Origin of the sequence: Bradyrhizobium sp. LA6.1 (assembly GCF_040547805.1) — a bacterium.
Classification (GTDB): Bacteria; Pseudomonadota; Alphaproteobacteria; order Rhizobiales; family Xanthobacteraceae; genus Bradyrhizobium; species Bradyrhizobium barranii.
Genome location: NZ_JBEPQK010000001.1, coordinates 680,112 through 706,076, shown reverse-complemented (window position 1 = coordinate 706,076; position 25,965 = coordinate 680,112). Strand labels below are relative to the sequence as shown.

Sequence of the window (25,965 nt, the reverse complement as noted above, 5' to 3'; positions counted from 1 at the left end):
CGGCATGCACGTGCCGGTCCAGGCCATCGACCGCGAGATCTGGCGCGACGGAGTCGCGTCCGAAGGCGCGCGCCTGATCCCGGAGGAGACGCCGCTGGCGCTGACCTATAACGGCGGCACCTATGCCGTAATGATGGGGACGCCGCAGAATCTCGAGGATTTTGCGGTCGGCTTCAGTCTGGACGAAGGCATCATCAAGTCGGTCGATGACGTCAAGTCACTTGAGGTGGTCCGCCTCGACGACGGCATCGAGCTGCGCATGTGGCTGGCGTCGGAAGATGCCGCGCGCATCAGCGAGCGGCGGCGGCACATTGCCGGCCCGACCGGCTGCGGCATTTGCGGCATCGATTCAATCGCCGAGGCCGTGCGGCCTGCGGCCGTCGTCCCACCAGGGTCCAGCTTCACGCCGCAACAGATCATGACGGCGATGCAGGCGATCGCGCCCCTGCAATCGATCAACATGCAGACGCGCGCAGTCCACGCCGCAGCCTTCTGGTCGCCATCGAATGGCATTGTGGCCCTGCGCGAAGACGTCGGCCGCCATAACGCGCTAGACAAGCTCGCAGGTTCGCTGGCGCGCAGCCGGACGGACGCTAGCGTGGGCATGGTGCTGCTGACGAGCCGTGTCTCGGTCGAGATGGTGCAGAAGACGGCCGCAATCGGCGCCCCGGTGCTGGTCGCCGTCTCGGCGCCCACCGCGCTCGCGGTTCGCACCGCGGAGGCCGCCGGCATCACGTTGATCGCGATTGCCCGCAGCGATGGGTTTGAAGTATTCACGCACCAGAGTCGCGTTACGGCTCATCGTGCTCAGGAGATTATCGATGTCGTCGCCTGACCGCCTCGTCTACATGGCCAACCAGATCGGTACCTTCTTCAAGAGCCAGGGCCACGACAAGGCCGTGCCGGGAATCGCCGACCACATCAAGAAGTTCTGGGATCCCCGGATGAAGCGCGCGATCTTCGCCCATCTCGACGCGGGCGGCGCAGGCCTGGAGCCGAACGTGCGCGAGGCTCTTACCTCGCTGAAGCAGACGACGTCCCTTCCAGCAGCGCCGTAAATACGCGCCTCACCTCGCTCTGCGTTTCCTTCACGCGCGCCTCCAGCGACGAGAAGTCGGGCGCATCGCCGGCGCGCGCCATCACGCGCTGAAGATCGGTGCCGGCGGTCTCGGGCTTGAAGCCGTCGCTGACGCAGAGCCGCAGGATCTGCGTCAGGTCGTGATAGAGCCGCGCCGCCGCGCGCAGGATCTCCGCCTCCGATTGCGGGAGCACGTTGAGCTTGGCGGCGTTGTCCAGAACCTGAAGGGTGCTGACGTCGAGAATTTCAGGCTTGTCATGGGCGTGCACGAGCTGGAGATATTGCGCGATGAAGTCGATATCGACCATGCCGCCTGCAGCGTATTTGAGATCCCAATGGTCGCTCTCGCCCTTCTCCTGCGCGATGGCGCGCCGCATGTCGGCGACGTCGTTGGCAATGGTCGCCCGATCGCGACGGCGGGTCAGGACATCGCGGATGATACGCTCGATCCGCTCACGGAATTCATCCGAGGCCGATACCACGCGGGCGCGGGTCAGGGCCATGTGCTCCCAGGTCCAGGCCTCGTTGGCCTGGTAGTCCGCGAATGAGACGAGGCTCGACGCCACCGGACCGGCGCGTCCCGACGGGCGCAGCCGCATGTCGATCTCGTACAGCACGCCGTAATTGGTACGCGTGGTGAAGGCGCTGATCAGGCGCTGGGTGAAGCGCGCGAAATAGTGCGCGCCCTGAAGCGATTTGGCCCCGTCGGAGTCCGGATTGTCGCTGTCGAAATCGTACAGCAGGATCAGGTCGAGATCGGACGATGCCGTCATCTCGCGGCTGCCGAGCCGGCCCATCGCGATGATCGCGGTCTCCTGATCCTTGATACGTCCGTGTTGGGCGGCGAAGCGTTCGGCGACAAGATCGTGCACGGTGTGGACGATGCCTTCGGCGACATCGGCGAAAGCCGTGCTGGCCTGCTGCGCCGAGACGGTACCGGAGAGAATGCGCGTGCCGATCAGGAACAGGCTCTCCTGCCCGAACAGGCGGAGACGGTCGAGAAATTCCTCATAGGAGTCGGCGTCGCGCACCGTCGCGGCCAATCGCGCCGACAATTCTTGCTTGTCCGGCATCGCGCCGAAGAATCTGGGATCGATCAGGCCATCCATGAGCTGCGGCTTCCGCGCCAGCATCTCGCCGAGCCGCGGCGCCGCGCCGAGCACCAGCGCCACGAGCGCGACGAGATCGCGGTTCTGGCCGAGCAGCGTGATCAGCCGCCCGCCAAGCTGGAGTGCCTGGAGGAACTGATCGAACGCCACGACGGCGCGATCCGGCTCCTCGGCCCGCGCGAGGCCGTCGATCAGGGCCGGCACGAACTCGACGAAAGCGCTTCGCGTCTGGTCGTTGCGGAACACGCGGTAGTCGCCTGTGATCCAGTCACGTATGGTCTGCGCGAGTGCGGCCGGCTTCTTGAAGCCGAGCGTCGTCAAATATTGCAGCAGGCGCGGATCGTCAGGACCTGCACTGTAGTCGAGCGCCGGCAGCTTTGCCGTGCCGGTCGGGTCATCGCCCTCGAACAGCTTTTCGTAGTGTCCCTGCACGATCTGGAGCTGCCGCAACAGGTCGCGCGCAAAGGCTTCGCGATCCGGATAGCCGAAGAAGCGCGCAAAGCGCTCGACCGCCTCCTTGTCGTCGGGCAACGCATGGGTCTGCTCGTCGGCGATCATCTGGAGGCGGTGCTCGACACGGCGCAGGAATTCATACGCAATCGTCAGCTCGTCACGCGCGGCAAAGGTGATCCAGTTGCTGGTGGCGAGAATATCGAGCGCGGCGAGCGTCGGCCGCACCCGCAACTCCGGATGGCGACCGCCGGCGATCAGCTGCTGCGTTTGCGCGAAAAATTCGATCTCGCGAATGCCGCCGCGGCCGACCTTGACGTTGTGCCCCTCGACCGCGATCTCGCTCTGGCCGCGATAGGTCTGCATCTGCCGCTTCATGTCGTGGACGTCGGCAAGCGCGGCGAAGTCGAGATGCTTGCGCCAGACGAAGGGCCCGATTTCGGCGAGCAGCGCCTCGCCCGCTTTGGCATCGCCGGCGCAGGCACGCGCCTTGATCATCGCAGCACGCTCCCAGGTGCGCCCTTCCCGCTCGTAATAGTTCAGCGCGGCGTCGCGCGAAATCGCCACTTGCGTCGAGGACGGATCGGGACGCAGGCGCAGGTCGACGCGGAAGACGTAGCCGTCATAGGTACGCTGCTGGAGAATGCGCGCCACGCCCTGCGTCACCCGCACGAAGAACGGCTGCGGCTCGATGTCGGGCGCGAGCGTCGTGGCATCGGGATCGAAGAACACGATGAGGTCGATGTCGCTGGAATAGTTCAGCTCGCCCGCCCCCATCTTGCCCATCGCGAGCACGATCAGGCCGCAGCCCTCTTCCGGAGCTTCGGGATTGGGCGGCAGGATCTTTCCACGTGCGGCTTCCTGCCGCAGCTGGTACTGGAGCGCCGCCTGCACCGAGGATACCGCGACATCGGTCAGCGCCGCCGTCACCCGCATCACCGGCCAGACGCCGCCGATATCGCACAGCGCAGTGAGAAGCGCCGCTTCGGCCTTCATCCTGCGAAGCAGCCGCATCACCTCGGCTTCGTCGCCTGCCGCGAGCACCGCGTCCCTCGCCTCTGCGATCAGCAGGGCGAGATGCGCATCCGGATCGCATTCCAGCAACCGGATCAGCCGCAGCGGGTCAGTGCGCACCAGATCGAACAAATAGGGCGAGAATTCTGCGATGCCGGCCAGAATATCCCGCGCGAAGGGATGAGCCAGCAACACGCCAAGACGGGCTAATTGAACCGGCTCAAGCTCGGCCAGCCAGTTTTCAAGACGTCGTTCATCAGTTGTGGAAGCGGCAATATGGGGAGCTTCCGCGAAGCGCGCGGCCAGGCCCTCTCCATGCTTGTCCGCGTTTCCCGGCGCGGAGTGGTTCATGCCACCTTCTGTGGCACATCCTGCATTGGCGGAGCAACCCTGTCGCCGGCGCGCGCCGGGAGCACCAGCGTGGCGACGAGGCCGGGCTGGGCATCACCCAGCCGCAATTCTCCGCCATGCAATGTCGCAACCGCGGCGGCAAGGCTGAGACCGAGGCCGGAGCCCGGCAGCGTGCGGCTGGCTTCAAGCCGCACGAATCGCTCGACGACATGCTTGCGGTCGGCTTCGGGGATACCAGGGCCGCGATCGGTGACGCTGAGCAGCACCTGGTCGCCCTCGCGCTTCGCCTCGATGATGATCTGCCTGGAGTCCATGCTGACCACGGTTCCACCGGTCTGCGCGACCGGCTTGCCGTACTTGATCGCGTTCTCGACCAGGTTGGCGAGCGCCTGGCTGATCAACTCGCGGTTGGCGTGAACCGGCGTCGGCTCGGCCTTGACCTTCAAGGTCATGCCATCGTCCTCGGCCAGCGGCTCGTAGAGCTCGTGGATGCCGCCCGCGACTTCGGCGGCGTCGAAATCATCCATGTTGCCGCGCGCCTGGCCGGACTCGGCGCGCGCGATCATCAAGAGCGCATTGAAGGTGCGGATCAAGCCGTCGGATTCTTCGATGGTCCGCTCCAGCGCCGCTCGGTAATCGGTCTCGCTGCCCGATTTCGCCAGCGCCTCCTCGGCGCGGTTGCGCAGACGCGTCAGTGGCGTCTTGAGGTCGTGGGCGATGTTGTCGGAGACTTCCTTCAGCCCCGCCATCAGCGCCTCGATCCGCTCCAGCATCGCATTGAGGTTTTCCGCAAGACGATCGAGCTCGTCGCCGCTGCGCCCCACCGGCAGGCGCCCGCTGAGATCGCCGGTCATGATGCGCTGCGCGGTGCCGGTCATCGCATCGATGCGCGTGAGCACGCGGCGCGCGACGAAGATGCCGCCGCCGAGGCCCAGCACGACCACGATCAGGATCGACCATTGCGCGGCCTTGGCGACGATCCCGAACAGGCGCCGCCGCTCGTCGAGGTCGCGGCCGATCAGGAGGCGGAAACCGTTTTCGAGCTCGGTGACGCGCACCAGCGCGCGATGGTCGCGCTCGTCGGCGTCCTCGATCCGCTTGTAGGCCGTCTCCGACCAGCCGCGCGTCGCCATTACGCCCGGCGCCAGCGAGCCGACATTGCCGGCGATCGCCTGCCCGGTCGGCGTGGTCACGAGATAGAGGTTGGCGCCCGGCCGCAGCGCCCGGTACTCGATCGCGAGCACGAGGCCGCGCAGGCCGCGACGGCCGTAGATCTCGTTGATCTCCGAGGTCTCGGCATTGACCGTCTGCGTGATTTCCTCGGTGATCAGCCGCCGCGTATTCCAGGCGAAATAGCCGAGCAGCGAGGCCGCGAAAATCGCAAACAGGAACAGGTAGACCAGCGTCAGCCGGAATGCCGTGGTGCGGACGAGTTTACCGAATGCCGTCACGGATCCGGTACCCAATCAGAGCGCTGCGCGTGCTATCACCGGTCATAGCAACTTCTCATATTCCCTTTTGTTTCAAGCAGTTACCGCATCTTACGCCGCCTAGTTCCCGGCCGTCTCTGGCGAAAAAGCGGCAAGTTGGCGCGACTCTCTTCCGAGGCATCTGGTCAGCGGAATGGAACGTTAAAGTGGCACTCAATTCGAACCAAGTTAAATCCCTGCAAGCTGGCGTTCATGCGGACGGCTGGGCTATCTGGTCATGGGCGGGAGCGGCGATCGGGTGCGGCCTTCCGCTTCACTGACCTTGACGGTGAACGGCGCGCAAATGGTGTTCGCCAGGACCGGCGAACGCGAAGCACGGCCGCGACGTACTGACGTTGGGCGGCGCGCCCAACGATGCCCGCGAATACAAGGTCATCTTGAAACGCGATGGCGTCGATCCGCGCGTCGAGCAGCGTCCCGGCAAGACGTGAGGCTTGGACCGCAAGCCACTGAACTTTGCGAGATCACGGAACGGAACCCGCCCCGGCCGATGCGCCATTTCCTCGACACGCCGACGCGAAAGGACGGCGCGTGACATCCGGCGTCGTCCGCCGCGATAACACATAACATATCGAACGACACACCTACATCAGTTCATATCAAACTGTTGCAAATGTGTATTATTTGTTCGCTAGAGAAAGCCATCAACGTTACGGGGGCTGGCGTCACAACTCGGCGGGCCGGGCTCGGTCATGGCAAGACCATGAGTCGAGATACTCCTAGCTGGTAGAGTTATGCGACGATCAATGCCTCTCCCGCTGCCCTTGGGACCAGACAGGGTGAGATGCCCCGGTCAGGTGGAATTTCCCTGCGGTCGTGGTAGCGCCTTTTTGCTCCGAGCAACCGCCCGCCCGCCGAGGATGTGATCGACGATGGACATGCCGTTGCACAGAACCCGCGTCAACTACAGCGGTGGGCGGGAAGAAGCTTCGTCCTCGATGTCGGCCTTGATCGACCAACTGTCCGGACTGGCCCGGCGGCAGTATCGGGTCATTCTCATCGTGCCAGCCGTGGCCTTAGCCATCGGCCTGCTCTATCTGCTCATCACTCCCTCGCAATACACCGCGACCGCTACGCTTTTGATCGACAGCAGCACGCTGCGGGTCCTGCAGAACCAGTTGCAGCCGCAGGGGGATATTCCGCTCGACACGCTTCAGGTGGGCTCCCAGGTCGAAATTCTCGCGTCGCGCAAGCTGGGACTCGACGTTGTAAGGAGCCTCAAGCTCGCCGACGATCCGGAATTCGCCGGCGGCTGGAGCCTGTTCTCGCGTCCGAACGTCACCTCAAACACGGTGGAAGAACGTGAGCAGAGGGCGCTCGATGAGTTTCTGGCCCACCGCTCCATCACGCGCGGCGACAAGACTTATGCGCTGAACATCTCATACACGTCGCGTAGCCCCGAGACCGCGGCCAAGGTCACCAACGCGATCGCGGAGGCCTATATCGACGACCAGCTCGGCGCAAAATATCAGACAGTCACCCGCGCAGGCGCCTGGCTGCAGGACCGGATCAACGAGCTGAAGTCGAAGGCGGCGACAGCCGATCGCGCTGTCCTGGAGTTCAAGGAAAAGAACAACATTGTCGACCTCGGCGGACCGAACGTATCCGCCGGCAGCGCGAGCCGGCTCATCGGCGAACAACAGCTGTTCGAACTGAACAGCCAGCTCGCCGCCGCGCGCGGCGCCACCAGCGAGGCCAAGGCCCGGCTCGACCGGATCGAGCAAGTCCGGAAAATGGACGTCAGCGAGGGCGCCGTCGCAGATATCCTGAAAAACGAGGTCATTACGCGGCTCCGCAATCAGTATGTCGACCTGTCTGCGCGCGAGGCCAACATCTCGACGAGATATGGTGCGGATCATACGGCCGCGATCAACCTGCGCGACCAGATGGAGGAAACGCGCCGAAACATCCGCGGGGAGCTCGGACGGATCGCTGGCAGCTACAAGAGCGATTACGAGATCGCCAAGACGCGCGAAGAGAGTTTGGAGCGGTCGCTGGCCAGCCTGGTATCCGAGGGCCAGCTCACCAACCGCGATCGGCTTGGATTGGCCGAGCTCGAAAGCTCGGCCAAGGTATATCACACGCTCTACGACACTTTCCTGCAGCGTTATATGGAGGCGATACAGCAGCAGTCGTTTCCGATCACCGATGCACGCGTGATCAGTCCAGCCGTCGCGCCGAAGAAGAAGAGCAAGCCGGTGGCGTCATTCGTCCTTGCCATCGCGCTCACGATGGGCCTGATGGCGAGCTTTGGAATTGCAGCCTGGCGCGAGGCGGTCGACGGGGTCTTCCGCACGGGATCGCAGGCCGAACAGGAATTGGGCGTCCGTTGTCTTTCGGTGATTCCGCTCGCGGCTGGACAAGCACCTCGTGCATCCTCACCTCCGCGATCGATCACGACCGGCTTCGATGCAGAGGCCGGTCGACTGGGTCCGCCACCGCAAACCGTGGAGAACGTGGCGGCGGATACACCCCATTACGCATTCATCGATCCGTTGAAGCGACGCGCAGTCGACGATCCGATCTCGGTCTTCACCGAAGCGTTTCGCGCAATCAAGATGAGAGCGTGGCTGGAATCCACCATCCGCGAGAACAGGCTGATCGGCATAACCTCGACCGTCGCGGGCGAAGGCAAATCCACTGTTGCCGCGAACCTTGCGTCGCTGTTGGCCGATGCCGGTCGACGCGTGATCCTGATCGACGCAGACCTTCGCAATCCTACGCTTGCCCGCTCGCTCACGCCACGGCCGTCAGCCGGATGGCTGGAGGTGCTGAGCGGGAAGATCGATCTCGCACAGGCCACGGGCCGAGACGCCGCCACGGGACTGGCGCTGCTGCCTCTGCTGCTGACCGAAGCTCCGGTCCATTCCGACGAAGTGCTGGCCTCGCAGGGATTTCGAACCCTGCTTGATCGACTGCGCGAAAGCTATGATTATGTTATCGTTGACCTTCCGCCGATCGCACCCGTCGTCGACGTGCGTGCGATCGTCCCGGTGATCGACTCCTTCGTGTTCGTGGTAGAATGGGGAAGCACCAGGATCAAGGCGGTGCGGCGCCATCTGCTAGCCGAGCCGGACCTTCACGATCGCCTGCTTGGTGTGGTGCTGAACAAGGCCGATCTGAGGGTTCTCGAAAAATTTGAGCAGCCGGGTGTTTATCAGAATGGATACTACAGAAGTGGCAGCTAGAGGTGCCGTTGAATTGATGCTGAGAGGGCGCCGCGCCGGATCACCGCTGCGGCGGGAGCGAGCGCTCGGATGAGCAAGCGGATCGCTCTCATCACCGGCGTGACCGGTCAGGACGGCGCCTATCTCGCCGAATATTTGCTGTCGCTCGGCTATGTCGTGCACGGCGTCAAGCGGCGCTCGTCCTCGTTCAACACCGCGCGCGTCGATCACCTCTACCAGGACCCGCATGTCGGCAACGTGCCGTTCCTGATGCATTACGGCGACATGACGGACTCGACCAATCTGATCCGTCTGGTGCAGCAGATCCGGCCGACCGAGATCTACAATCTCGCCGCCCAGAGCCACGTCGCCGTCAGCTTCGAGAGCCCGGAATACACCGCCAACGCCGACGCCATCGGCGTGCTGCGCCTCCTGGAAGCGATCCGCATCCTCGGCATGGAGAAGGAGACGCGGTTCTACCAGGCCTCGACCTCCGAGCTCTACGGCCTGGTGCAGGAGATCCCGCAGAAGGAGACTACGCCGTTCTATCCGCGCTCGCCCTACGGCGTTGCAAAACTCTACGGCTACTGGATCACGGTGAACTACCGCGAAGCCTACGGCATGTTCGCCAGCAACGGCATCCTGTTCAACCATGAGAGCCCGATCCGCGGCGAGACCTTTGTGACCCGCAAGATCACCCGCGGCGTCGCGCGTATCGAGGTCGGGCTGGAACAGACGCTCTATCTCGGCAATCTCGAAGCCAAGCGCGACTGGGGCCATGCCAGGGACTATGTCGAGGGCATGCACAGGATCCTGCAGGCCGACAAGCCCGACGATTTCGTGCTCGCCACCGGCGAGATGCGCTCGGTGCGCGAGATGGTCGAGCTGTCCTTTGCCCATGTCGGCCGCCGCATCGCCTGGTGCGGCAAGGGCGTCGAGGAGACCGGCGTCGACGAGACGAGCGGCAAGACCGTGGTGAAGATCGATCCGACCTATTTCCGTCCGACCGAGGTCGATCTCCTCGTCGGCGACGCCAGCAAGGCGCGCGAGGTGCTCGGCTGGACGCCGAAGCGCAGCTTTGCCCAACTCGTCGAGGAGATGATGGCAAGCGATCTGGCCGAGGCAAAACGGGACGCTGGCAGTGGCAAACGCACCGTTTGAGCTGAGGGGCAAGAGCGTCTATGTCGCCGGCCATCGCGGCATGGTCGGAGCCGCGCTGGTGCGCCGGCTGGCGCGGGAGGACGTGCAGCTCGTTACGGTCGACCGGCGCGAGGTCGATCTCTGCAACCAGGCCGCCGTGTTCGACTGGTTCGCGAAAGCGCGGCCGCAAGTGATCTTCCTCGCCGCGGCCAAGGTCGGCGGCATCGTCGCCAACAACACGTTGCGCGCCGAGTTCATCTACGACAACATCGCGATTGCGGCGAACGTGATCCAGGCCGCGCATCTCAACGGCGCCGAGAAGCTGATGTTTCTGGGCTCGTCCTGCATCTATCCGAAGCTGGCGCCGCAGCCGCTGCGCGAGGATTCCGTGCTATCAGGTCCGCTCGAGCCGACCAACGAGCCCTATGCGATTGCCAAGATCGCCGGCATCAAGATGGCGGAGGCCTATCGCAGCCAGTATGGCAGCGACTTCATCAGCGTGATGCCGACCAATCTCTACGGCCCCGGCGACAACTATCACCCCGAGCTGAGCCACGTCGTCGCCGCCCTGATCCGGCGTTTCCATGAGGCAAAAGTCGCAGGCGCAAAGAGCGTCATCGTGTGGGGCACCGGCACGCCGCGGCGCGAGTTCCTCTATGTCGACGACATGGCGGATGCCTGCGTGCACCTGATGAAGACCTATTCGAGCGCGGAGCTGGTCAACATCGGCACCGGCGAGGACATCACCATCGCCGAGTTCGCGCGGGTCGTAGCCGACATCGTCGGTTATGGCGGCGAGATCAGTTTCGACACCTCGCGCCCCGACGGCACGCCGCGCAAGCTGCTCGACGTCAGCCGGCTCGCCAAGCTCGGCTGGCGCGCGACGACCTCGCTCGAGGACGGTGTGAGACGCGCTTACGCGGCGTATCTGTCGAGCCATCCAGCCGCGGTACGCCAGCTGTCTGAGATCTTGCGCTAGACGAGAAGGGATTATAGGGCGGCCCGAAAGGCCGGTCCTGGCACTAGCCGCTGTCGGGGCGCCGCAAGCGCGTTCCCTGGCGCGCCCGAAGCTCCTCTTCGTATTTCAGCTTTTCCAGCAGCATGTCGGTCACAAGACGTCGCAATTGCGCGTTTTCGAGCTCTAACCGCTTGATTGTGTCCACACTGCTGGCGTCCGACGAACCGAGCGGCCGGCCATCGGCCTCGCCGCGCCGGCCACCGACCGGCTCGGACGACTCGGGCATCTTCTTCCAGCGGTGGTAGGTCATGATGCTGACGCCAAGCGCCTTCGATATTTCCCGCTGGGTCTTCCCCTTGGCCGCAAGTTCGTTGGCTTGCGCCAGCTTGGCCGAAATCTCCTCCGAGGCATGCCTCTTGCCAACCATCGTGGTCCTCTCCGGCCAGAATCTTGCCAGTCCGGACTTAGTAAGCGCGAATCGTGAACGTTTTCAATAGGCCAGCGAGAAATCCTGGACCGGCTATCAGCCGGCTGCCCCGTCAGCGCATGCGTCCGCCGATGCGACGGACATCATAAAGCGCGGTCCCGTGCTCCAACCGGTCGCGCCGCCAAACAGATCATTCCCAAATGTACCAATGTTAACTCGTGCGACGAGGCCGCTTCGAGGCCGATTGCGGCCGGGAAGCTCTGGTCAATATGCGTTGCGCGGTCGGATCAATTCGAACGCCGTCTTCAGCATGATATGGATATCCAATATCAGGCTCCAATTATCAATATACCATAAGTCGAGTGCAACTCTCCGTTCCATGAGCTCGAGCCGCGGCGTGCCCCCGCGATAGCCTTGAACCTGCGCCCAGCCGGTAATTCCCGGCTTGACGTGATGGCGGAACGCGTAGTTCGCGATCATGCTGCCGTACTCGTAGTCGTGCACCAGCGCGTGCGGGCGCGGCCCGACGATCGACATATGGCCCTGGATCACGTTGAGGAGTTGCGGCAGTTCGTCGATGCTGGTCTGGCGGATCAGGCGTCCGACCCGGGTCACGCGCGGATCCTGCTTCGTCGCCTGCACGACCGCGCCGCCGTCCTCCTGGACGCTCATGCTGCGCAGCTTGTAGATCACGAACGGCTTGCCGTTGAAGCCATGGCGGCGCTGCCGGAAGATCACCGGCCCCTTCGACTCCAGCTTGATCGCGACTGCGACGAAGATCAGTGCGGGAGACAGCACGACCAGCGACGTCGCCGCCACGATGATGTCGAGCAGCCGCTTGGTCAGGCGATCGAGAACCGACAGCGGCGCCGGCTGCACCTCCACCATATAGAGCCGTTGAGGCATCGAGGTCTGGTGGCGCAGCACCGTCGACACCGCGCGATCGGGTAACAGGCGCACCGGAAGCGGAATGACGCGCAACCGGTCGAGCAAAGCCTCGATGTCGCGGGGACCGGACCAGGACAGCGCGAGCACGATCTCCTCGGCAGCGGCCTCCCGTATGCGCTTCATCAGCTCGTCTTCGTGCCTCCCCGGAGCAGAGAGTTTTGGCGCTTCGTTTCTCGGCAAAATGATGCGCTCGACCTCGTGCAGGCCAAATCTGGCGAGCAGGTCGCTCCTTCCGAACTGGGCCAGCTCGCCTTGCGTTCCGATCACCACCACTCGCCGCCCGCGGATCGTGCCGGCGACAAGCGCCGAACGAAGGCGTCGTTTCCCCAGCCAGCGCGCGACGAGAAGGCCGGCGCCGCCGATCGCGAAGAGGCAAACGACCGAGCCACGCGAGGCGTTGCCGCCGGATTTGAACAGAAACAGCACGACCGCGAGGACGAGAGCAGCAAGACACCAGCCGGCCAGGACCCGCCCGCCGTCGAGTTCGTCGTCCAGCAGCTGGTTCAACCGGTAGAGACCGAGGAAATGCGCGACCAGGACATAGGCGAAACTCGCCACCAAACCGAGCCCGGCATAGAAGGAGCCGTCGGCGGTGCCACCAAGCGCGCCCTGATAGGCGATGCCGCCGATAGCGCCCGCTGCGACGATGATCGAGCCGTCGACGGCCGCGAACAAGGGCTCGATGAAGCTGAACGGGATCGCCAGACGGACCCGCGATCGGCCCTCGAACGCCGATATCGGCTCACCCGCATTGGTCAGATCGGTCACAATTCGCCCCCGGGGTCGGTTCGCGATCCGGATACCACGGGCATTGTACCATAATTATGATACTTTTACTGTCGATTAACCAATGTATCATCCGTGGATGACGGCGCCTTCGCCTCGTCATCCGATTGACATGAATTTGCAATCCGCCGCGTGCTCAAGCGCGATGAGATCAGGCTGAATCGTCATCGCGCTTCAGGTCATTGCTCGCCTAGCGCGACGGCGCAGCGTCCGGCTTGGCGTCGGGTTTGGGCTCGATCAGCCTGGACAGCGCGATCTCGTTGACCACGGGTGGGGTCTGCTTCAAGAGCTCCGCCACATAGGCACGGCGGTTGGCCTCGATGCGCTCGGCCCGCATCCGCTGCACGAGGGCCTCCCGCACGTCCGCCAGCGGCCGCGTATGCGATGCCTCGGTGTCGAGCAGCTTCAGGACGTGCCAGCCGTCCTCGAGCCGGATCGGATCGGCAATGCCCAACTTCGGCAGGCCTGTGACCTGCCCACGGATCTCGCTGCGCATATCGGGCTCGGCGACCCAGCCGATCTCCCCTTCCCGCCCCGCGGTTGCCGCATCGTCGGACAATGCCTTCGCGATCGGACCGAACTCCGCGCCGGGCTGCTTGATCTTCCGCACGATGTCATCGAGCTTCTTGCGCGCGGTGTCCTCGGCCGCCCTGTCGGCGTCCTTGGCGAGATTGACCACGATCTGGGCCAGGCGGAAGCGACGGGGAACGAGGAACGCGCTGGCGTTCGCCTCGTAGACGCTCTTGATGTCGGCCTCGCTCGGATAGCTGTCGCCGAGCGCCGTGACCGATTGCAGGTAGCTCTCGACGATCAAGGTATCGCGTGCGCGCGCAAGCTGCGTCACGACGACCGGCTGCTGGTCCCACTTCTTGGCCGCGGCCTCCTTGAGCACCAGGCGGTTGGCGAGGATCGCGCGCACCGTCTGGCTCAGCAGCGCCGGATCACGCGCCATCGCAGCCTGCTGGCGCGCATCGAGAAGCTGGATGGTCGCGCGCACTTCTTCCGCGGTGACGTCGCTGTCGCCGACGCGGGCGATGATCTCGCTGCCCTTCACGGCCGCATTGTCCTGCGCCGCAGGAGCTGGTTGGGCCGCCGCCGGAATGGCCGGCGCAGGCGTTGTGCGCGGAACTGCGGGCTGGGGCGGATTGCGCGTCTGTGTGAGTGCCGGCGATGATGCCGCAGCGTGGAGCGCGCCGGCTAGCAGCACGAGCTTGAAAACGTTCCGGGTCATGGCTTGGCCTTCTGTTCGATGATCTGGTCGCGAAGATCCTGGGCGGCGTTCTGATGCTCGACCCGCTTGAACCCGATCACGGGATCGTGGTGGATCACCTTCTCCAGCGGATCCATCTTCTCATATTGCTTAACGGTATCGTCGGCGATCCTGACGAGACGGACATTCTTGGCCTCGCAGGCCTTGGCGCTCGCCTTCCACGTCGTCGCCTCGCCCTCGAACTTGGAGCGCTCTGCGTCCTTGGTCCGCGCAACGCTCGCCGCCTCACCATAGGCGGCCTTCCACTTCTCCAGGGAATCGTCGCGCTCGGCGATCCGGTCGTTGAAGTCCTTCACCGCCTGGCGATAGGCCTGCTCGGCTTCCTTCACCTGGGCGCGATAGCCCTCGATCTGCTTACGCAGGCGGTCGCGCTCCTGCTCGGCCGCGGTCAGCTTGGCCTGGACTGCGGCCCGTTGATCCTCGGCGGCCCGCGCCTGCGCGGTGGCGCTGCGCAGCGCCTCGCGCAAGCGATCGCTTTCCTGGTCGGCATGGGCGGCCGAGGCGACGACGAGCGCCAGTGCAGCAATTGACGACAGACGCAACAGCCGCATGATCAGAACCTCGCGTTGAGATCGAGCTGGACGATGTCGACCTTGTACGGCAGGCCGGCGATGTTGTTCGCGCTCATCCAGCGCACCGAGCCCCAGATGTTCTCGCCGAGGCCGACATTACCGCCGATGAAATAGCCCTTGAGATTGGTGCCACCGAGGCCGAAGTCGGAATCGACGAACGCGTCAACCATCGCGTCGGACTCGAGGTACTTGTAGCCGACATGCGCGTTCCAGTCCCAGAGATGCTTGATCTCCTTGTTGCCGACGGTCATGCGCGCGAGCCAACCCTGATTGCCGCCGTTGTACACGCTCGCGCTGCCGTCTGTCGTTGAGCCGAGATTGTTCACGGCGACGGAAGCGACTGCTGCGCGATCGAAGGCGGTGTTCCAGATATATTCTGCGTCGAGGATGACGTGGATCGGATTGAACTGGGTCAAGTCAAGCTGAGCACTCGCGACAACGGGCCGGAAATCGCTGGCAAGACCATAGTACTGGTAATCAAAGGTCTGCACCGGGATCGGCACGTCTGGAATATTGCGTAATCTCATATAGGTGTTGCCCTTCTGGGCAAAGCTCGGGCGAAGGAGGTCGGTATCGCATGTGTCGCTCGCCAGATACACAAGACACGAACTCGACAGCCGCCCTCTCACGTTCGTGAAGTCGTAGTAGGCGACCGCCATTGTCAGATTGGTTTCGGCATCGAACCTTGCGGCGAACCCCGTCTGCGCGCCGAACAGCCACTTGTCGCGGCTCGGTAGCTTGACCGGTACGACATTGTTGCGCTGCAGATCCGCGATGTTCAGGCCGGCGTTCAGATCGGTGTTGAACACCGGAAAGGCACCGCCAACAAAGAACGGTGTGAAGCCCTCGTCGATCTCATGTTTGGCTTGCACGGCAAAGCCGTCGAAGCCGAGGTCTTTGTACCAAACCAGATCGGTAGGCGACCAGAACGGATTATCGAACCGGCCGACCGAGGCCACGACATCCTGCACGGGTTGATACTTGACGAACGCACGATCGAGCCACAGCGCATATTTGGAGAAATTTCCGCCATTGCCACCGAACGTCTGATTGGTCGAGACCGGAGAGCTATTCTCACCCGTCGCGATCCTCAGACCCGCGGTAAAGCCATCGAACAGATCGATGTCGGCACCAAGCCTGGCCCGGAAACGGAAACGATTGCGATCCTGCGAGACATTGTATGACGGCGGGAAATAGGGGTTGGGCGGGGCGTTGCTCTCCTCTTGGAATGGCGACCCTGTGTTGATGGCGCTAAAATTGGTGAGCGGCGCATTTCCGGCCGGGAAATAATCTCCCTCATACCGCGCGCGGATGTCGCCGTAGAATCGGATCCGCTGCGCCCATTCCGGATATTTGCCGGGCGAAGCCCAATTCTCCTTGTGGGCGCGGTCCATCACCTCGGCCCTGATCTCCTCGCGCAACTGCTTCTTGACGATCTCGGGCACGTAAGTGACGCGCTTGGTGCCGGGCGGCGACGTTGCGTCGGCAGCGCTCGTCGCCTTCTTCTCCGCGCCTTCCGCTTTGGCCGCGGCGTCGCGCGTCGCCTGGCGGGCGACATAGGCTTCGTCGTCGGCCTGCTTGACCAGGACCGCGGCCTGTTCCTCGCTCAACGTTCCCTGCTTCACGAGCAGATTGATCAGATTGACCGTCGCGTTCGATGAAGGCGGCGCGTCGCGCGAGACGGTCGGACGCTTGCCCTGCGGCATCCCGTCGTCCTGCGCCGCGGCGGGGACTGCGAGCGCAAGCAGCACCGCTGCCGTCGCTGCCAGTTCTCGCGTCTTCATTTCACGCCACATGACATCACCTCTTCTGCTCTCAACTCACTCACAGTCACTCGTCTCACCGCACTCACCCCCGGTTCTGGCCCGTGAGGCGGATGATCATCGGCATCGGCATGTCCTTTGGCGGCGGCTCGCGTGCGCGCAGGCCGCCCACCACCTGGTCGCGGATGGCCACGTCGAGCGCACCGTCGCCCGTCGATGGCGACAACTGCACGCGACTGACCCGGCCCGAACTGTCGAGCCACACCCTGGCGACGGTGCGGAACGCGGCGTCGCGAGATTTTTCATTCGCCTGCAGTCCCGCGTCGATCTGCGATTGCAGCATGCTCGCGTACCAGCCGAAGCGGCTGTTGCCGCCGCCTCCGCCGCCCCCGCGTCCCTTGCCCTGTGCAAAGCCGCCGCTGCCCGGCCCGGTGCCGAGACCGAGATCCGGCGGCCCCGGCGTCGGATCCGGTCCGGCATCGGGCGGCGCGTCCTTTGGAATGTCGACCGGCTTCTCCTCGACGACATCCTTGACCGGCGTCTGCTCCATCACCTTTTGCTCGGGCTGCTGTTCCGGCTGCTGCTCGGGCGGGGGCGGCGGTGGTGGCGGAGGCGGCGGCGGTGGAAGCACCATCGTCACCTGAAGCTCGTTCACCTTGCGCGGCGGATCCTTGTCGCCACTCATCACCATGATGACGACGCCGACCACCAACGTGATCACGACCAGCGCCGAGCCGCCGAGCAGCAGATAGCGCCGCCATGCCGGCGGGCCGTCGTCGTCGTTGCTGTCGTCGTCCCACGCCATCGTCCAGTCTCATCGCGCCGACGGCTTGGTCGCCATGCCGACCTGGGTGAAGTTGAGGCGGCCGAGCAGATCGAGCACGTCGACGACGTTCTGGTACTGGGTCTGGCTGTCGCCGCGCACGACGATCGGGAATTCGGGCGTCAGCGCACGCTGCTGCACCAGTCGCTGCTCGAGCTCGGGCAGCGTCACGGGAATGGTGTCGAGGAACAGCTTGCCGTCGTTGGCGACCGTGATCGCCTTGGTGGTCTGCTGTGCGAGGCTCGGCGCCGCGCTCGCCTTCGGCAGGTTCACCTTCATGCCCTGCACGGTCGCCGTGGTCATGATGATGAAGATCACCAGAAGCACGTAGGCGAGATCGAGCATCGGCGTGATGTTGATGTCGTCGTACGGCTTGCTTTCGGACTGGACTTGCATGGGTTCACTCCGCCGCCTGCTTCACCGGCTCTTCCGGCAATTCGTAGGACTCAGCGATCCTCGTGATGAACTCATCGACGAAGACCTGCATCTCGCTGCTGACATCCTTGATGCGGATCGTCAGGTAGTTGTAGGCAAACAGCGAGGGGATCGCGACGCCGAGGCCCGCGACGGTGGCGACCAGCGCGGCCGCGATACCCGGCGCAATCGCATTGACGTTGACGTCGCCGCTGGCTGCGATCGCCGCGAAAGTGATCATGACGCCGACCACTGTGCCGAGCAGGCCGAGGAACGGGCCGCCCGAGATCGCGATCGTCAGCATCACCATCAGGCGATTGAGGCGCTGGCTCTCCCGCACGTAGCCACTGTCGAGCACGGCGCGGATCGACTGGATGGCCTGCGGCGACAGCCGACGGTAACCGCCGCCAGCAAAGCGGCGCCGGATCTCCTGCGCACCGGCCGCGAACAGGCGGTAGAGCGGCGCGGCATGAACCACCTTGCGCTGCTTCTTGCCGAGCTCGCCCCCGAAGCTGGGATCGTTCTCCTGATTGTCGAGCTGGAGCAGCCCTCCGATGTCGGTCGAGGTCTCGCGAAAATGCTTGAGGAAGATCGTGTTGCCGGCCGAGACGCGGTTCAGATACGAGATGCGATCGACCATGACGTACCAGCTGATCAACGCCATGATCCCGAGCAGGCCGATGACGACCCAGCCGTCCAGCGTCACCGAGCGCAGAATCACGCCGAAATAGCCGCCGCTGAACCAGCCCGCGTTCTCCTCGTCGACGCTGAAGGAGATCAGCTTGGCCTGGTCGGGTCCCTGCCCGACCGCCGACAGCTTGATGAACCCGGCCGAGCGCGCGACCTTCGCGATCGCAAGCTCGTCGACGTCACCGGCAAAGCCGGCGGCAGAGCCAGAAGGCACGGCCGCAGGCGGCGTCGCCTGAGCCGCGTCAGCTGCGGGCGCGGCTGCATCCGCGGCGGGAGCTGCCGCGGCAGCGGCGCGACCGAGTTGCGACACGCCGGTCATGGTGGGCAGGGCCGCAGCAAGCGTCGCGACCTGGCTGCCGTCGACGTAAAGGATGATCTGGGCGCCCTTCGCCGTGAATGCGACCTGGTGCCAGGTCCCGGCCGCGATCGCCGCCCCGCCGGCGGCACGCTGCGTATTGCCGCCGCTCGTGACCTCCACGAACGCCACACCGTTGTCCAGCCCAACCGTCAGCCCGTTCGCGCCCTCGCTACGAGAGAACAACACTGCGCCCGGCTGCAGCGCAGTCATCTTGATCCAAAGCGACCAGCTCAGTTCGCCGCCTTCCGCGGTCACGAGCGAGGGCGAGCCGGGAAGCGTAAGCGCAGTCTGCCCGTCGAGGCGCGCGCCCTGCCCGATGATGGCGCCGTCAGCAGCCGGGACCGCGTTCTGGGCGGTGTTCGCCCAGGCGGTGATGTCCTGCGCCGGCGTCGAGCGATCGTTGAAATGATAGACCAGCAGGGTGTCGGGATCGTAGGTGCCCTTCGCCTCGACCGCGGTCGGCGCCTTCTGGTTTCCGTAGTAGAGCCAGATGTCGTTCTTGGTACCCGGCTTCAGATCGGGAACGCCGACCCAGACCAGCGCTTCGCCGAGCAGCGAGTCGTATTTCTCGACATGGTGCTTGAGCGGCGTCTTGTCGTCGCCGGCAACGAAGCGAAGGTCGCCGCCGTCCTCCTTTGCCCCGCCGAAGCGAAAATTGCCGACATGCAGTCGCACGAGAATCGGCGTGGTGCCGATGGCATCGCTGATCCCTGCACCGGACGGACCGGTGTCGATCGTGATCTTCTTGCGCAGCGTCCACTGATCGTTCCACCACGCCGTCGCGGGCGACGGCCACAGCGCGGCGAGGAAGACGAACGCGAGCATCACCGGCGCGCTCAGGCGAAGTCCGGGGCGTGATCCAAAGCGAAGGAGTGACATCTAGAATTCTCCCCAGACCCGAAAGCTGAACCGTGGATGATTGGCGACGGTGACCTGCTGGCTGGTCAGCGGCATACCGACGAAAACAATGCTGTTGAGGTAGCGAAGGGCCTTCATGCGCATGCCGACTCCGTAGCTTGCGAGGTCGAAATGCGATTCCTGATCGATGAGCGGCTTGTGGATTCTGGTATTGCCGCCGTCGGCGAAAGCGAAGAAACGAATGTCGTCGAAGGCGTTGTACTTGATGGATTCGCCGAGCGGATTGGGCAGCTTCTGCTCGAGATATTGTGCGAGATTGGGCGTGCGCAGCTCCAGCGTCCCGGCGACGCCGTAATCGCCGATCACCTCGGATTCGAGATAGCCGCGCACCGTGTCCTGTCCGCCGAGGCTGAATTGCTCGCTGGACACCAGCGGCTGATCCGCCGCCTGTCCCTGCAGTTTCGCGTAGAGCTGGAACCCGCCGGCGAAATCCTGAGTGTGCGAGATGTCGGCATGCAGCGTGATAAAGCTCGCGGTCGCGTCGAAACGCTTGGCGTCGAACTCGTCGCGGCTGGAGCCGATGCCGCGCAAGCCTGCCGTGATCGTTGCGTTGAGCTGCGTGAGCCGCCCCTCGCCCTGCCAGGTTGCGCCATAGGTGCCGACGAGCGGCACATAGGTCACGGGCGAGTCGAAGGCATCGGAGCCGAGCTTGAGCGACTGCTTGAAATCCTTGTAGTCGACCCCGAGGGACAGGGTGTGGAACAGTTCGCCCCTGGACGGCAGCGTCAGCACCGCACGTCCACCGACCACCTGACCGGGGCCGACAACGTTCGAGCCGCCGACTGTCGCGACCGAGCTGTCCGAGGTCAGGCCGTAGACGAGGACGCTGAGCCAGTCGATTTCGGTTCGCGCCAGGTACGACCCCGACACGACCATGGCGTCCTTCGGGTTCATCGGCGAGACCTGGTATGTCCAGGTCATGGAGTGACCGAGCTGCCAGAGATTGTCGTAGCGCATCGAGATGCTGGTACGCAGCGGCGTGGTGCTCGGGCTCTGCTTGTTGTTCAGCTCGATGCTGCCGTGGAGCGGAAGCGTGTCCTCGATGTTGAGATCGACGTCGACGGTGCCGGGCGCGACGCCAGCTCGCAGCGCCGGCGTGACGCGCCGGTCCGGCCAGCGGTTCAGCGCGACGATGTCCTTCGTGACGTCCTGAAAATTCGGCAGCGTTCCTTCCTTCAGTGATGGCGCGCTGCTCTTGACGTTGTCGAGGTCGAAATAACGCGAGCCCTTGACGCGGAGGCGTCCGACCCGGTTCTCGGTAACCTTGAGCACGACGAAGCCGCGCTGCGCATCCTGCTGCGGCACGGCCACGCTGACGGTCTGAAGGCCCTTGTCGTGATAGGCCTTCTCCACCGCGGCGCGGGCCTTCTCGACATCCTGCGAGCTCTTGTCCGGACCGAGGAAGGGATAGACAGCAGCCTCGATCTCGATCTGCGGCAGATTGTCCGCGCCCTCGACACGATACTCGTCGATATCGAAACGGGTTTCCGGTGCTGCCGGCTTGGCCGCCTCCGCCTCACTCTTGGCCGGCTTGGCGTTTGCGGGCGCAGCAGCAGCGGGCTTCGCCGCAGCTGGCTTGCTCGCGTCGGCCTCGGATTTCGCCGCGGCCGGCTTCGTGCAGATCGCGCAGATGATCAATCCGCAGATAGCGAGACGCGAGGCACATGCCGCATCAGACCGACCACTCCGCACAGCGCGCAGCGGCGGCGGCGCATGACGGCGCGCGCCATTATGATACAGACGACGCGAATTCACCTCAGCCTCGATATCATGCTCGCATTGCAGACGCCCTTCGGCGACCGCAGCGTCCTTCGGACAGCCCGAAACCGACCGAGACGCCGGTCTGCGAGGGCCTTATCCGATAGACGTTGTGCGCGCAGGCGCAGCGAAAACTTTTTTACGATGCTCGCGACACCGCTCGATCGTCCGTGTGATGATTTCACGCAACATAACGCCACTATCACTCGATGCCTGTTACTCGATAACAGTTCGTCACATTACCGTTGTGCGGCCTTACTACCGTCCGGCCACAAATTGGGGACTGAGTGAAGTGGGGCGTAGCATGACCATCGACAGCATCAGCAGCTTGCGGACGCTTCTGCTCGCAGAGTATGTCGACTTCGATCGCAGGTTGACGCGCCGACTGGGCTCCTCGGACCTTGCTTCGGAAGCGCTCAACGAAACCTACCTTCGTCTCGAAGGCATGCGCGGGCTTGGGCCGGTGCGCAGCCCGAAGGCTTATTTATTCCGCATCGCGCTCAATATCGCTGCGGACCGCCGCCGCGCCGAGAAGCGCCGCCTCACCGTCGACGAGGTCGATGCCCTGCTCGAAATTCCCGACGACCGGCCCGACGCCGCGCGCGTGATCGAGGATCGCTCCGAGGTCAATCTGCTCAGGCACGCAATCGCCGAGCTTCCCGAGCGCCGCCGACGCGTGCTGATGCTCTCGCGCATCGACGGCATGCCGAACCGAGAGATCGCGGCCCTTCTCGGCGTCACCGTCCGCACTGTCGAGACCGACCTCAAGCAGGCAGTCGAGCATTGCGCTGATCGTCTCAAACGTCCCGTGCGGACCAAATTCGGTTTTCAGCGTCCAGCTTCGTCTTACGTACATAGATATGCCGATCGCGAGCATCCGCTCACGCCCGGCGTGTGCGGGAAAGCGCTGGATCGTGACGAAGCGAAGCCATCAGGTCGATCACTTGGATCCCTTAATCCGTGAAGCCCTTTCATGGATCATGCGCCTCAAGTCGGGCGAGGCGACGCTTGCAGATGCCGAACAGCTTATGGACTGGCGCGGGCGAAGTGCCGCGCATGAAAATGCCTTCCGCGATGCGGTAAAGTGCTGGCGCGCCATCGGCCAGGCGCTTGCGACCGGCCGTCCCGCGCCGGCAAGCCGGCGGCGGCGCGCACCGAAGGGCAAAGCGCGCACCTAATGCATCAGGCCCGACCTGCGAGCCGCAGGTTCCTGCCCCTGCAGCCTGTCAATGCAAATCAGACGGCGTCTTGCGGTCGGCTACGCCGCGCAGGCGCGTGTTCAGAGCAGCGAAATTGATCTTGCTCCCGCCCGTCAGGACGCGACCACGTGCGGGCGCGCCGCTCGCCGAAGTCCGTCCGAACGTCGGTGGTGGAACGGAGCCGGTGACGGCGACGCCGTTGGCCGCCAGATGCGCGCGGACGCGCGTGCAATACTCGACCGACAGATTCGAGAATCGTGTCTCGCCATGGCCGGCGCGATATTTCATCGTCGCGGTGCAGAGATCGCCGTTGGCCCGGCGCCAGGCACCGGCGAGATAGCGAACGCCGTAATGCACGTTGACCTCGGGCGAAGCCAGCTCAGCCGGCGTCCCGGCAAAACCCATCATCCGTGCAGTCGGCAGCATCACCTGCATCAACCCGACTTCGCCGTCCATGCCGACCACGGCGGGATTGTATCGGCTCTCGACCGCCATCACCGCATCGACCAGCGCGGGCGGCAGGCCGAAAGCCAGCGCTTCGCGCTCGACCAGTTGCCGGTACTCGGCACGGCCGGCGCGCCAGTCGCGGCCGAACATGGCGTTTGTGCGGTACGTGAAATTGGCAAGCAGCGGATTTGCGGGAGGGAAATCGGCGGCGGTAAGCGGGCGCGGTGCAAACGGCTCCAGCGCCAAAGGCTCCACAGCGCCATCATCCGCGTCGCCCACGGAAGCCGCGACGTGGCCGATTTCGGCCTTGCTGCCGTCTTCGTGCTCCTGGGCGCGCCCCTCGCCGCTCGCGACGATCAGCAGGCACAGCGCCGCGACCCGCCACGACCAGCGTATGCTTCGACTGGCTTGCAGATGTGAAGCGGATCCAGGCATCAGCGGTGCGGCGGCACGATGGCAGGAGCGGATGGCCTAAAGGGAACGGCCGAACGACCGTAATTTGAGCCATATTGCTGGCGAATCGCCGCCTCGTTCGGGTTGCCGACACGCACGTCGGACGAACGCGCGTCGACCGGTGGCAGGTTGAGCGAAGGATTGACCTTGTTGACCTCGCGCTTGAGCTGCTGATTGATGCAACCGAACGCGCTCTCGTTTCCGATCTGCACATCGACGCAGCGCTCGTATGTGGGCTTCGTCCCCTGCCCGCCGATGATTGTGCCCTGCCGCTCCACCGGCGGATTGCCCGGATTGGCTGATTGGGCCCCCGCACCTCCCGCCGCCGCGAGCGCGACGAGACCGGCCGCGAGAGCGCGGCCCCCCGTACGCGCAGACCAATGCAAAACTCGGCTCATAGCCCCGTTCCTCCACCAACCGGCAGGTTCGTTGGCCGGGCCGCGGGCGAGCATTAACATAATTCGATATCGTCGGATCGTATCCTGCACGATGAGTAACATTTGCGGACCCGCCGTCAAGACGCCTCCTCCGCCTCCATCATCAGAATGCCCGGCCCGGCTTCACTGCAAGACGGTGGTCGTCGAGGATGTCGGCCCCGGGAAGCGGATGTTGTTGACGAGGCTCACTCCGCTCTCCGCGGTCACGAGCGCCGTGTTGATGAAGGTCAGAACCTTCGTGACATCCACTTGCGCCGCGTTGGCTGCGTAGAGCACGTCGAACGGACGCATCGATAGCTTGGTGGCGATGAAATATCCGGCCGGATCCTGGAAGTTGACGTTGAAGACGATCGGCACGGAATCGCCGTCGAACCTGGAGCAGTCGACACCGAGCCGCTGCGCCACCTCGCGCGGCTCGCGGCGATAGAGGAAGACGGATGCCGGATCGGCCTGGAGGTCGAGCAGCCCGCGCGCCTTCGCGACCGCTTGCGTCAGATTGATACGCCAGGCATCGAAATTGAACTCGCCCTGCTGGCCGGTGGCGCCGAACGCGATGAATTTCATCGGCTCACGGTAGAGATAAAGGCGGTCTCCAGGCTGCACGAAGGCGTTGCTAGCCGGGAAATAGACCAGATTGCCGAACGGCACCGTGGCGCGCTTTCCGCCGCGCTCGAGCACGACCCACGTCTCCCAGCCGGCGCCGCTGATGCCGCCCGCCCGCGTGATCGCGTCGGTGATGCGGTCCTGCGCGCCAGCCGACGGCATGGGGAAACGCACCGGCGTCCTGACCTCGCCGAACACGCTGACGAGCGAGGAGCGCTGCTGGCTGGACGTCACCACGACCTGCGGGTCGATCGCGCGTTTCTTGATCTGGGCAAGAATGTCTTCCTGAACCTGCACATTGGTGCGGCCCGCGGCACGGATCCGGCCGGCATAGGGCACCGTGATGTTCCCGTCGTTGTCGACGGCCTGATCGGGCAGATTCACGAAATTACCCGGGCGTACGCCGGCTTCCAGCGGCACGTAGAGCCCGCCCGCCGCGGCCTCGAAGATCGTGACGCTGATGACGTCGCCTATGCCGAACTTGATGCTCGAGGGCGGACGCGTGTCCGCGAGATTTCCGGATAGTCCGTTGGGCTCGTATTTCTCGAGCACCTGCAGGACCTCGGGATTGAGCTTAACCACCGCAAAGGGCAGCACCGTCGTGTTCTCGTTCCTGATGTCGAGACTTGCCGGTCCTGACATCGGAATGAACCCACAGCCGCCGAGCACGGCCGACGAGATCAGGCAGCATGCGATCAACAAGAACTTCGAAAATCGCATGACCGTTCGTTTCACACCAAGCTGACGCACACCTGGACCGGCTTGCGGGACGCCTCGCGGCGGAGCATGCCTCCCGCGCCGCCGGCGCAGGTGATGTGCGGTTCCTGCTGAGTAGACGCTCGGCGCAACGCATCTGCGAAAACGAGCACGGCAGCCGACGAGACTTCAGGGCCACAAATCCCGCGGCCGATGAACCCGACGGAATCGGTCAACCGAACGTGTCACCGCCCCCGCAGCTGTCGCTCGGGTGCATCGATTGCTCAAATCGGCGAAGACGCGGCGCCCGGCGGCCGAAAAGGCCCCGGATCACATCAGTTCGAGGACAACAGCTCGCGCAGGCGCGCGAGCTCGATCTGAGTTTCCGAGACCATACGCATCAACAATGCATTCTCGTGCTCGAGATCTCTGATGCGGCGAAGCCGGCCGTCCTCGTCCTGTTTCAGTCCAAGATCGTAGACGTTGGCCTTCAATCTAGGCAGCGCGGACTCGGAGCAGACCGGTTCGGTCGGATTCGTCGCGCGCATTTCAACCCCCAAAACAAAAATTACAGACAGGCCGTCTCCAAAATGGGACGGACAGCAGCCCACTGCCCGTCTCCCAGAAGCCTGTTGCCGACCTTGTA

At 64.2% G+C, this 25,965-nt stretch carries 22 protein-coding genes; 7 read left to right on the top strand and 15 right to left on the bottom strand.

Annotated features, from left to right (window positions below; genetic code table 11):
* The first annotated feature begins 4 nt into the window (after positions 1-4).
* Entirely contained in the window at positions 5-835 is an 831-nt protein-coding gene (fdhD, locus tag ABIB99_RS03050; RefSeq protein WP_354174843.1) for a formate dehydrogenase accessory sulfurtransferase FdhD, read from the top strand.
* Positions 822-1,058, top strand: coding sequence for a formate dehydrogenase subunit delta (locus ABIB99_RS03045; protein ID WP_028151503.1), 237 nt, complete (start codon positions 822-824; stop codon positions 1,056-1,058). The genes fdhD and ABIB99_RS03045 overlap by 14 nt, the downstream gene beginning before the upstream one ends.
* Here the strand turns inward: ABIB99_RS03045 and ABIB99_RS03040 are convergent.
* A complete protein-coding gene (locus ABIB99_RS03040) occupies positions 1,015-4,002 on the bottom strand; it encodes a bifunctional [glutamine synthetase] adenylyltransferase/[glutamine synthetase]-adenylyl-L-tyrosine phosphorylase (protein WP_354174842.1) in 2,988 nt (995 codons plus the stop codon). The genes ABIB99_RS03045 and ABIB99_RS03040 overlap by 44 nt on opposite strands.
* Positions 3,999-5,453 carry a sensor histidine kinase gene (locus tag ABIB99_RS03035; RefSeq protein WP_085400602.1) on the bottom strand — a complete coding sequence of 485 codons (1,455 nt, stop codon included), beginning with the start codon at positions 5,451-5,453 and terminating at the stop codon, positions 3,999-4,001. The genes ABIB99_RS03040 and ABIB99_RS03035 overlap by 4 nt, the downstream gene beginning before the upstream one ends.
* 917 nt (positions 5,454-6,370) lie before the next feature.
* Here ABIB99_RS03035 and ABIB99_RS03030 point away from each other — a divergent pair.
* The 3 genes from ABIB99_RS03030 to fcl all read left to right on the top strand — a co-directional run bounded on the left by ABIB99_RS03030 (position 6,371) and on the right by fcl (position 10,778).
* On the top strand, positions 6,371-8,680 hold the full coding sequence (locus tag ABIB99_RS03030; protein ID WP_354174841.1) for a polysaccharide biosynthesis tyrosine autokinase: 2,310 nt from the start codon (positions 6,371-6,373) through the stop codon (positions 8,678-8,680).
* A 69-nt stretch (positions 8,681-8,749) separates the two neighbouring features.
* Positions 8,750-9,820, top strand: coding sequence for a GDP-mannose 4,6-dehydratase (gmd, locus tag ABIB99_RS03025; RefSeq protein WP_354174840.1), 1,071 nt, complete (start codon positions 8,750-8,752; stop codon positions 9,818-9,820).
* Complete coding sequence (fcl, locus tag ABIB99_RS03020) at positions 9,801-10,778, top strand: GDP-L-fucose synthase (RefSeq protein ID WP_354174839.1); 978 nt, start codon at positions 9,801-9,803, stop codon at positions 10,776-10,778. Before gmd ends, fcl begins: the two co-directional genes overlap by 20 nt.
* 43 nt (positions 10,779-10,821) lie before the next feature.
* Here the strand turns inward: fcl and ABIB99_RS03015 are convergent, their stop codons facing one another.
* The 9 genes from ABIB99_RS03015 to ABIB99_RS02975 form a co-directional block, all read right to left on the bottom strand.
* Positions 10,822-11,184, bottom strand: coding sequence for a helix-turn-helix domain-containing protein (locus ABIB99_RS03015; RefSeq protein ID WP_354174838.1), 363 nt, complete (start codon positions 11,182-11,184; stop codon positions 10,822-10,824).
* A gap of 264 nt (positions 11,185-11,448) precedes the next feature.
* Positions 11,449-12,900, bottom strand: a complete 1,452-nt coding sequence (locus tag ABIB99_RS03010; RefSeq protein ID WP_354174837.1) for an undecaprenyl-phosphate glucose phosphotransferase — start codon at positions 12,898-12,900, stop codon at positions 11,449-11,451.
* 208 nt (positions 12,901-13,108) lie between these two features.
* Positions 13,109-14,149 (bottom strand): peptidylprolyl isomerase, encoded by a 1,041-nt coding sequence (locus tag ABIB99_RS03005; RefSeq protein WP_354174836.1) that lies wholly within the window; start codon positions 14,147-14,149, stop codon positions 13,109-13,111.
* A complete protein-coding gene (locus tag ABIB99_RS03000) occupies positions 14,146-14,739 on the bottom strand; it encodes a hypothetical protein (RefSeq protein WP_354174835.1) in 594 nt (197 codons plus the stop codon). Before ABIB99_RS03000 ends, ABIB99_RS03005 begins: the two co-directional genes overlap by 4 nt.
* A 2-nt stretch (positions 14,740-14,741) precedes the next feature.
* Complete coding sequence (locus ABIB99_RS02995) at positions 14,742-16,556, bottom strand: putative porin (RefSeq protein ID WP_354174834.1); 1,815 nt, start codon at positions 16,554-16,556, stop codon at positions 14,742-14,744.
* A gap of 52 nt (positions 16,557-16,608) precedes the next feature.
* On the bottom strand, positions 16,609-17,328 hold the full coding sequence (locus ABIB99_RS02990; protein WP_231144468.1) for an energy transducer TonB: 720 nt from the start codon (positions 17,326-17,328) through the stop codon (positions 16,609-16,611).
* 9 nt (positions 17,329-17,337) lie between these two features.
* A complete protein-coding gene (locus ABIB99_RS02985) occupies positions 17,338-17,742 on the bottom strand; it encodes an ExbD/TolR family protein (RefSeq protein ID WP_027534659.1) in 405 nt (134 codons plus the stop codon).
* A gap of 4 nt (positions 17,743-17,746) precedes the next feature.
* Entirely contained in the window at positions 17,747-19,687 is a 1,941-nt protein-coding gene (locus tag ABIB99_RS02980) for a DUF2341 domain-containing protein (RefSeq protein ID WP_502917478.1), read from the bottom strand.
* Positions 19,688-21,481, bottom strand: coding sequence for a ShlB/FhaC/HecB family hemolysin secretion/activation protein (locus tag ABIB99_RS02975; RefSeq protein WP_354174833.1), 1,794 nt, complete (start codon positions 21,479-21,481; stop codon positions 19,688-19,690).
* A 178-nt stretch (positions 21,482-21,659) separates the two neighbouring features.
* On the opposite strand from ABIB99_RS02975, the gene ABIB99_RS02970 reads away from it, so the two are divergent.
* Both ABIB99_RS02970 and ABIB99_RS02965 read left to right on the top strand, forming a co-directional pair.
* Complete coding sequence (locus ABIB99_RS02970; protein WP_354174832.1) at positions 21,660-22,448, top strand: RNA polymerase sigma factor; 789 nt, start codon at positions 21,660-21,662, stop codon at positions 22,446-22,448.
* Positions 22,449-22,464: 16 nt separating this feature from the next.
* Entirely contained in the window at positions 22,465-22,662 is a 198-nt protein-coding gene (locus ABIB99_RS02965) for a DUF4880 domain-containing protein (RefSeq protein WP_354174831.1), read from the top strand.
* Between the two features lie 48 nt (positions 22,663-22,710).
* Here ABIB99_RS02965 and ABIB99_RS02960 read toward each other — a convergent pair whose 3' ends face one another.
* The 4 genes from ABIB99_RS02960 to ABIB99_RS02945 form a co-directional block, all read right to left on the bottom strand.
* Positions 22,711-23,565: a lytic transglycosylase domain-containing protein gene (locus tag ABIB99_RS02960; RefSeq protein WP_354174830.1), complete on the bottom strand. Its 855-nt coding sequence runs from the start codon at positions 23,563-23,565 to the stop codon at positions 22,711-22,713.
* A complete protein-coding gene (locus tag ABIB99_RS02955; protein WP_354174829.1) occupies positions 23,565-24,083 on the bottom strand; it encodes a hypothetical protein in 519 nt (172 codons plus the stop codon). Before ABIB99_RS02955 ends, ABIB99_RS02960 begins: the two co-directional genes overlap by 1 nt.
* Positions 24,084-24,143: 60 nt before the next feature.
* Complete coding sequence (locus ABIB99_RS02950) at positions 24,144-25,343, bottom strand: polysaccharide biosynthesis/export family protein (RefSeq protein WP_223153637.1); 1,200 nt, start codon at positions 25,341-25,343, stop codon at positions 24,144-24,146.
* A 311-nt stretch (positions 25,344-25,654) separates the two neighbouring features.
* Complete coding sequence (locus ABIB99_RS02945) at positions 25,655-25,867, bottom strand: hypothetical protein (RefSeq protein WP_071915580.1); 213 nt, start codon at positions 25,865-25,867, stop codon at positions 25,655-25,657.
* Positions 25,868-25,965: the final 98 nt, after the last annotated feature.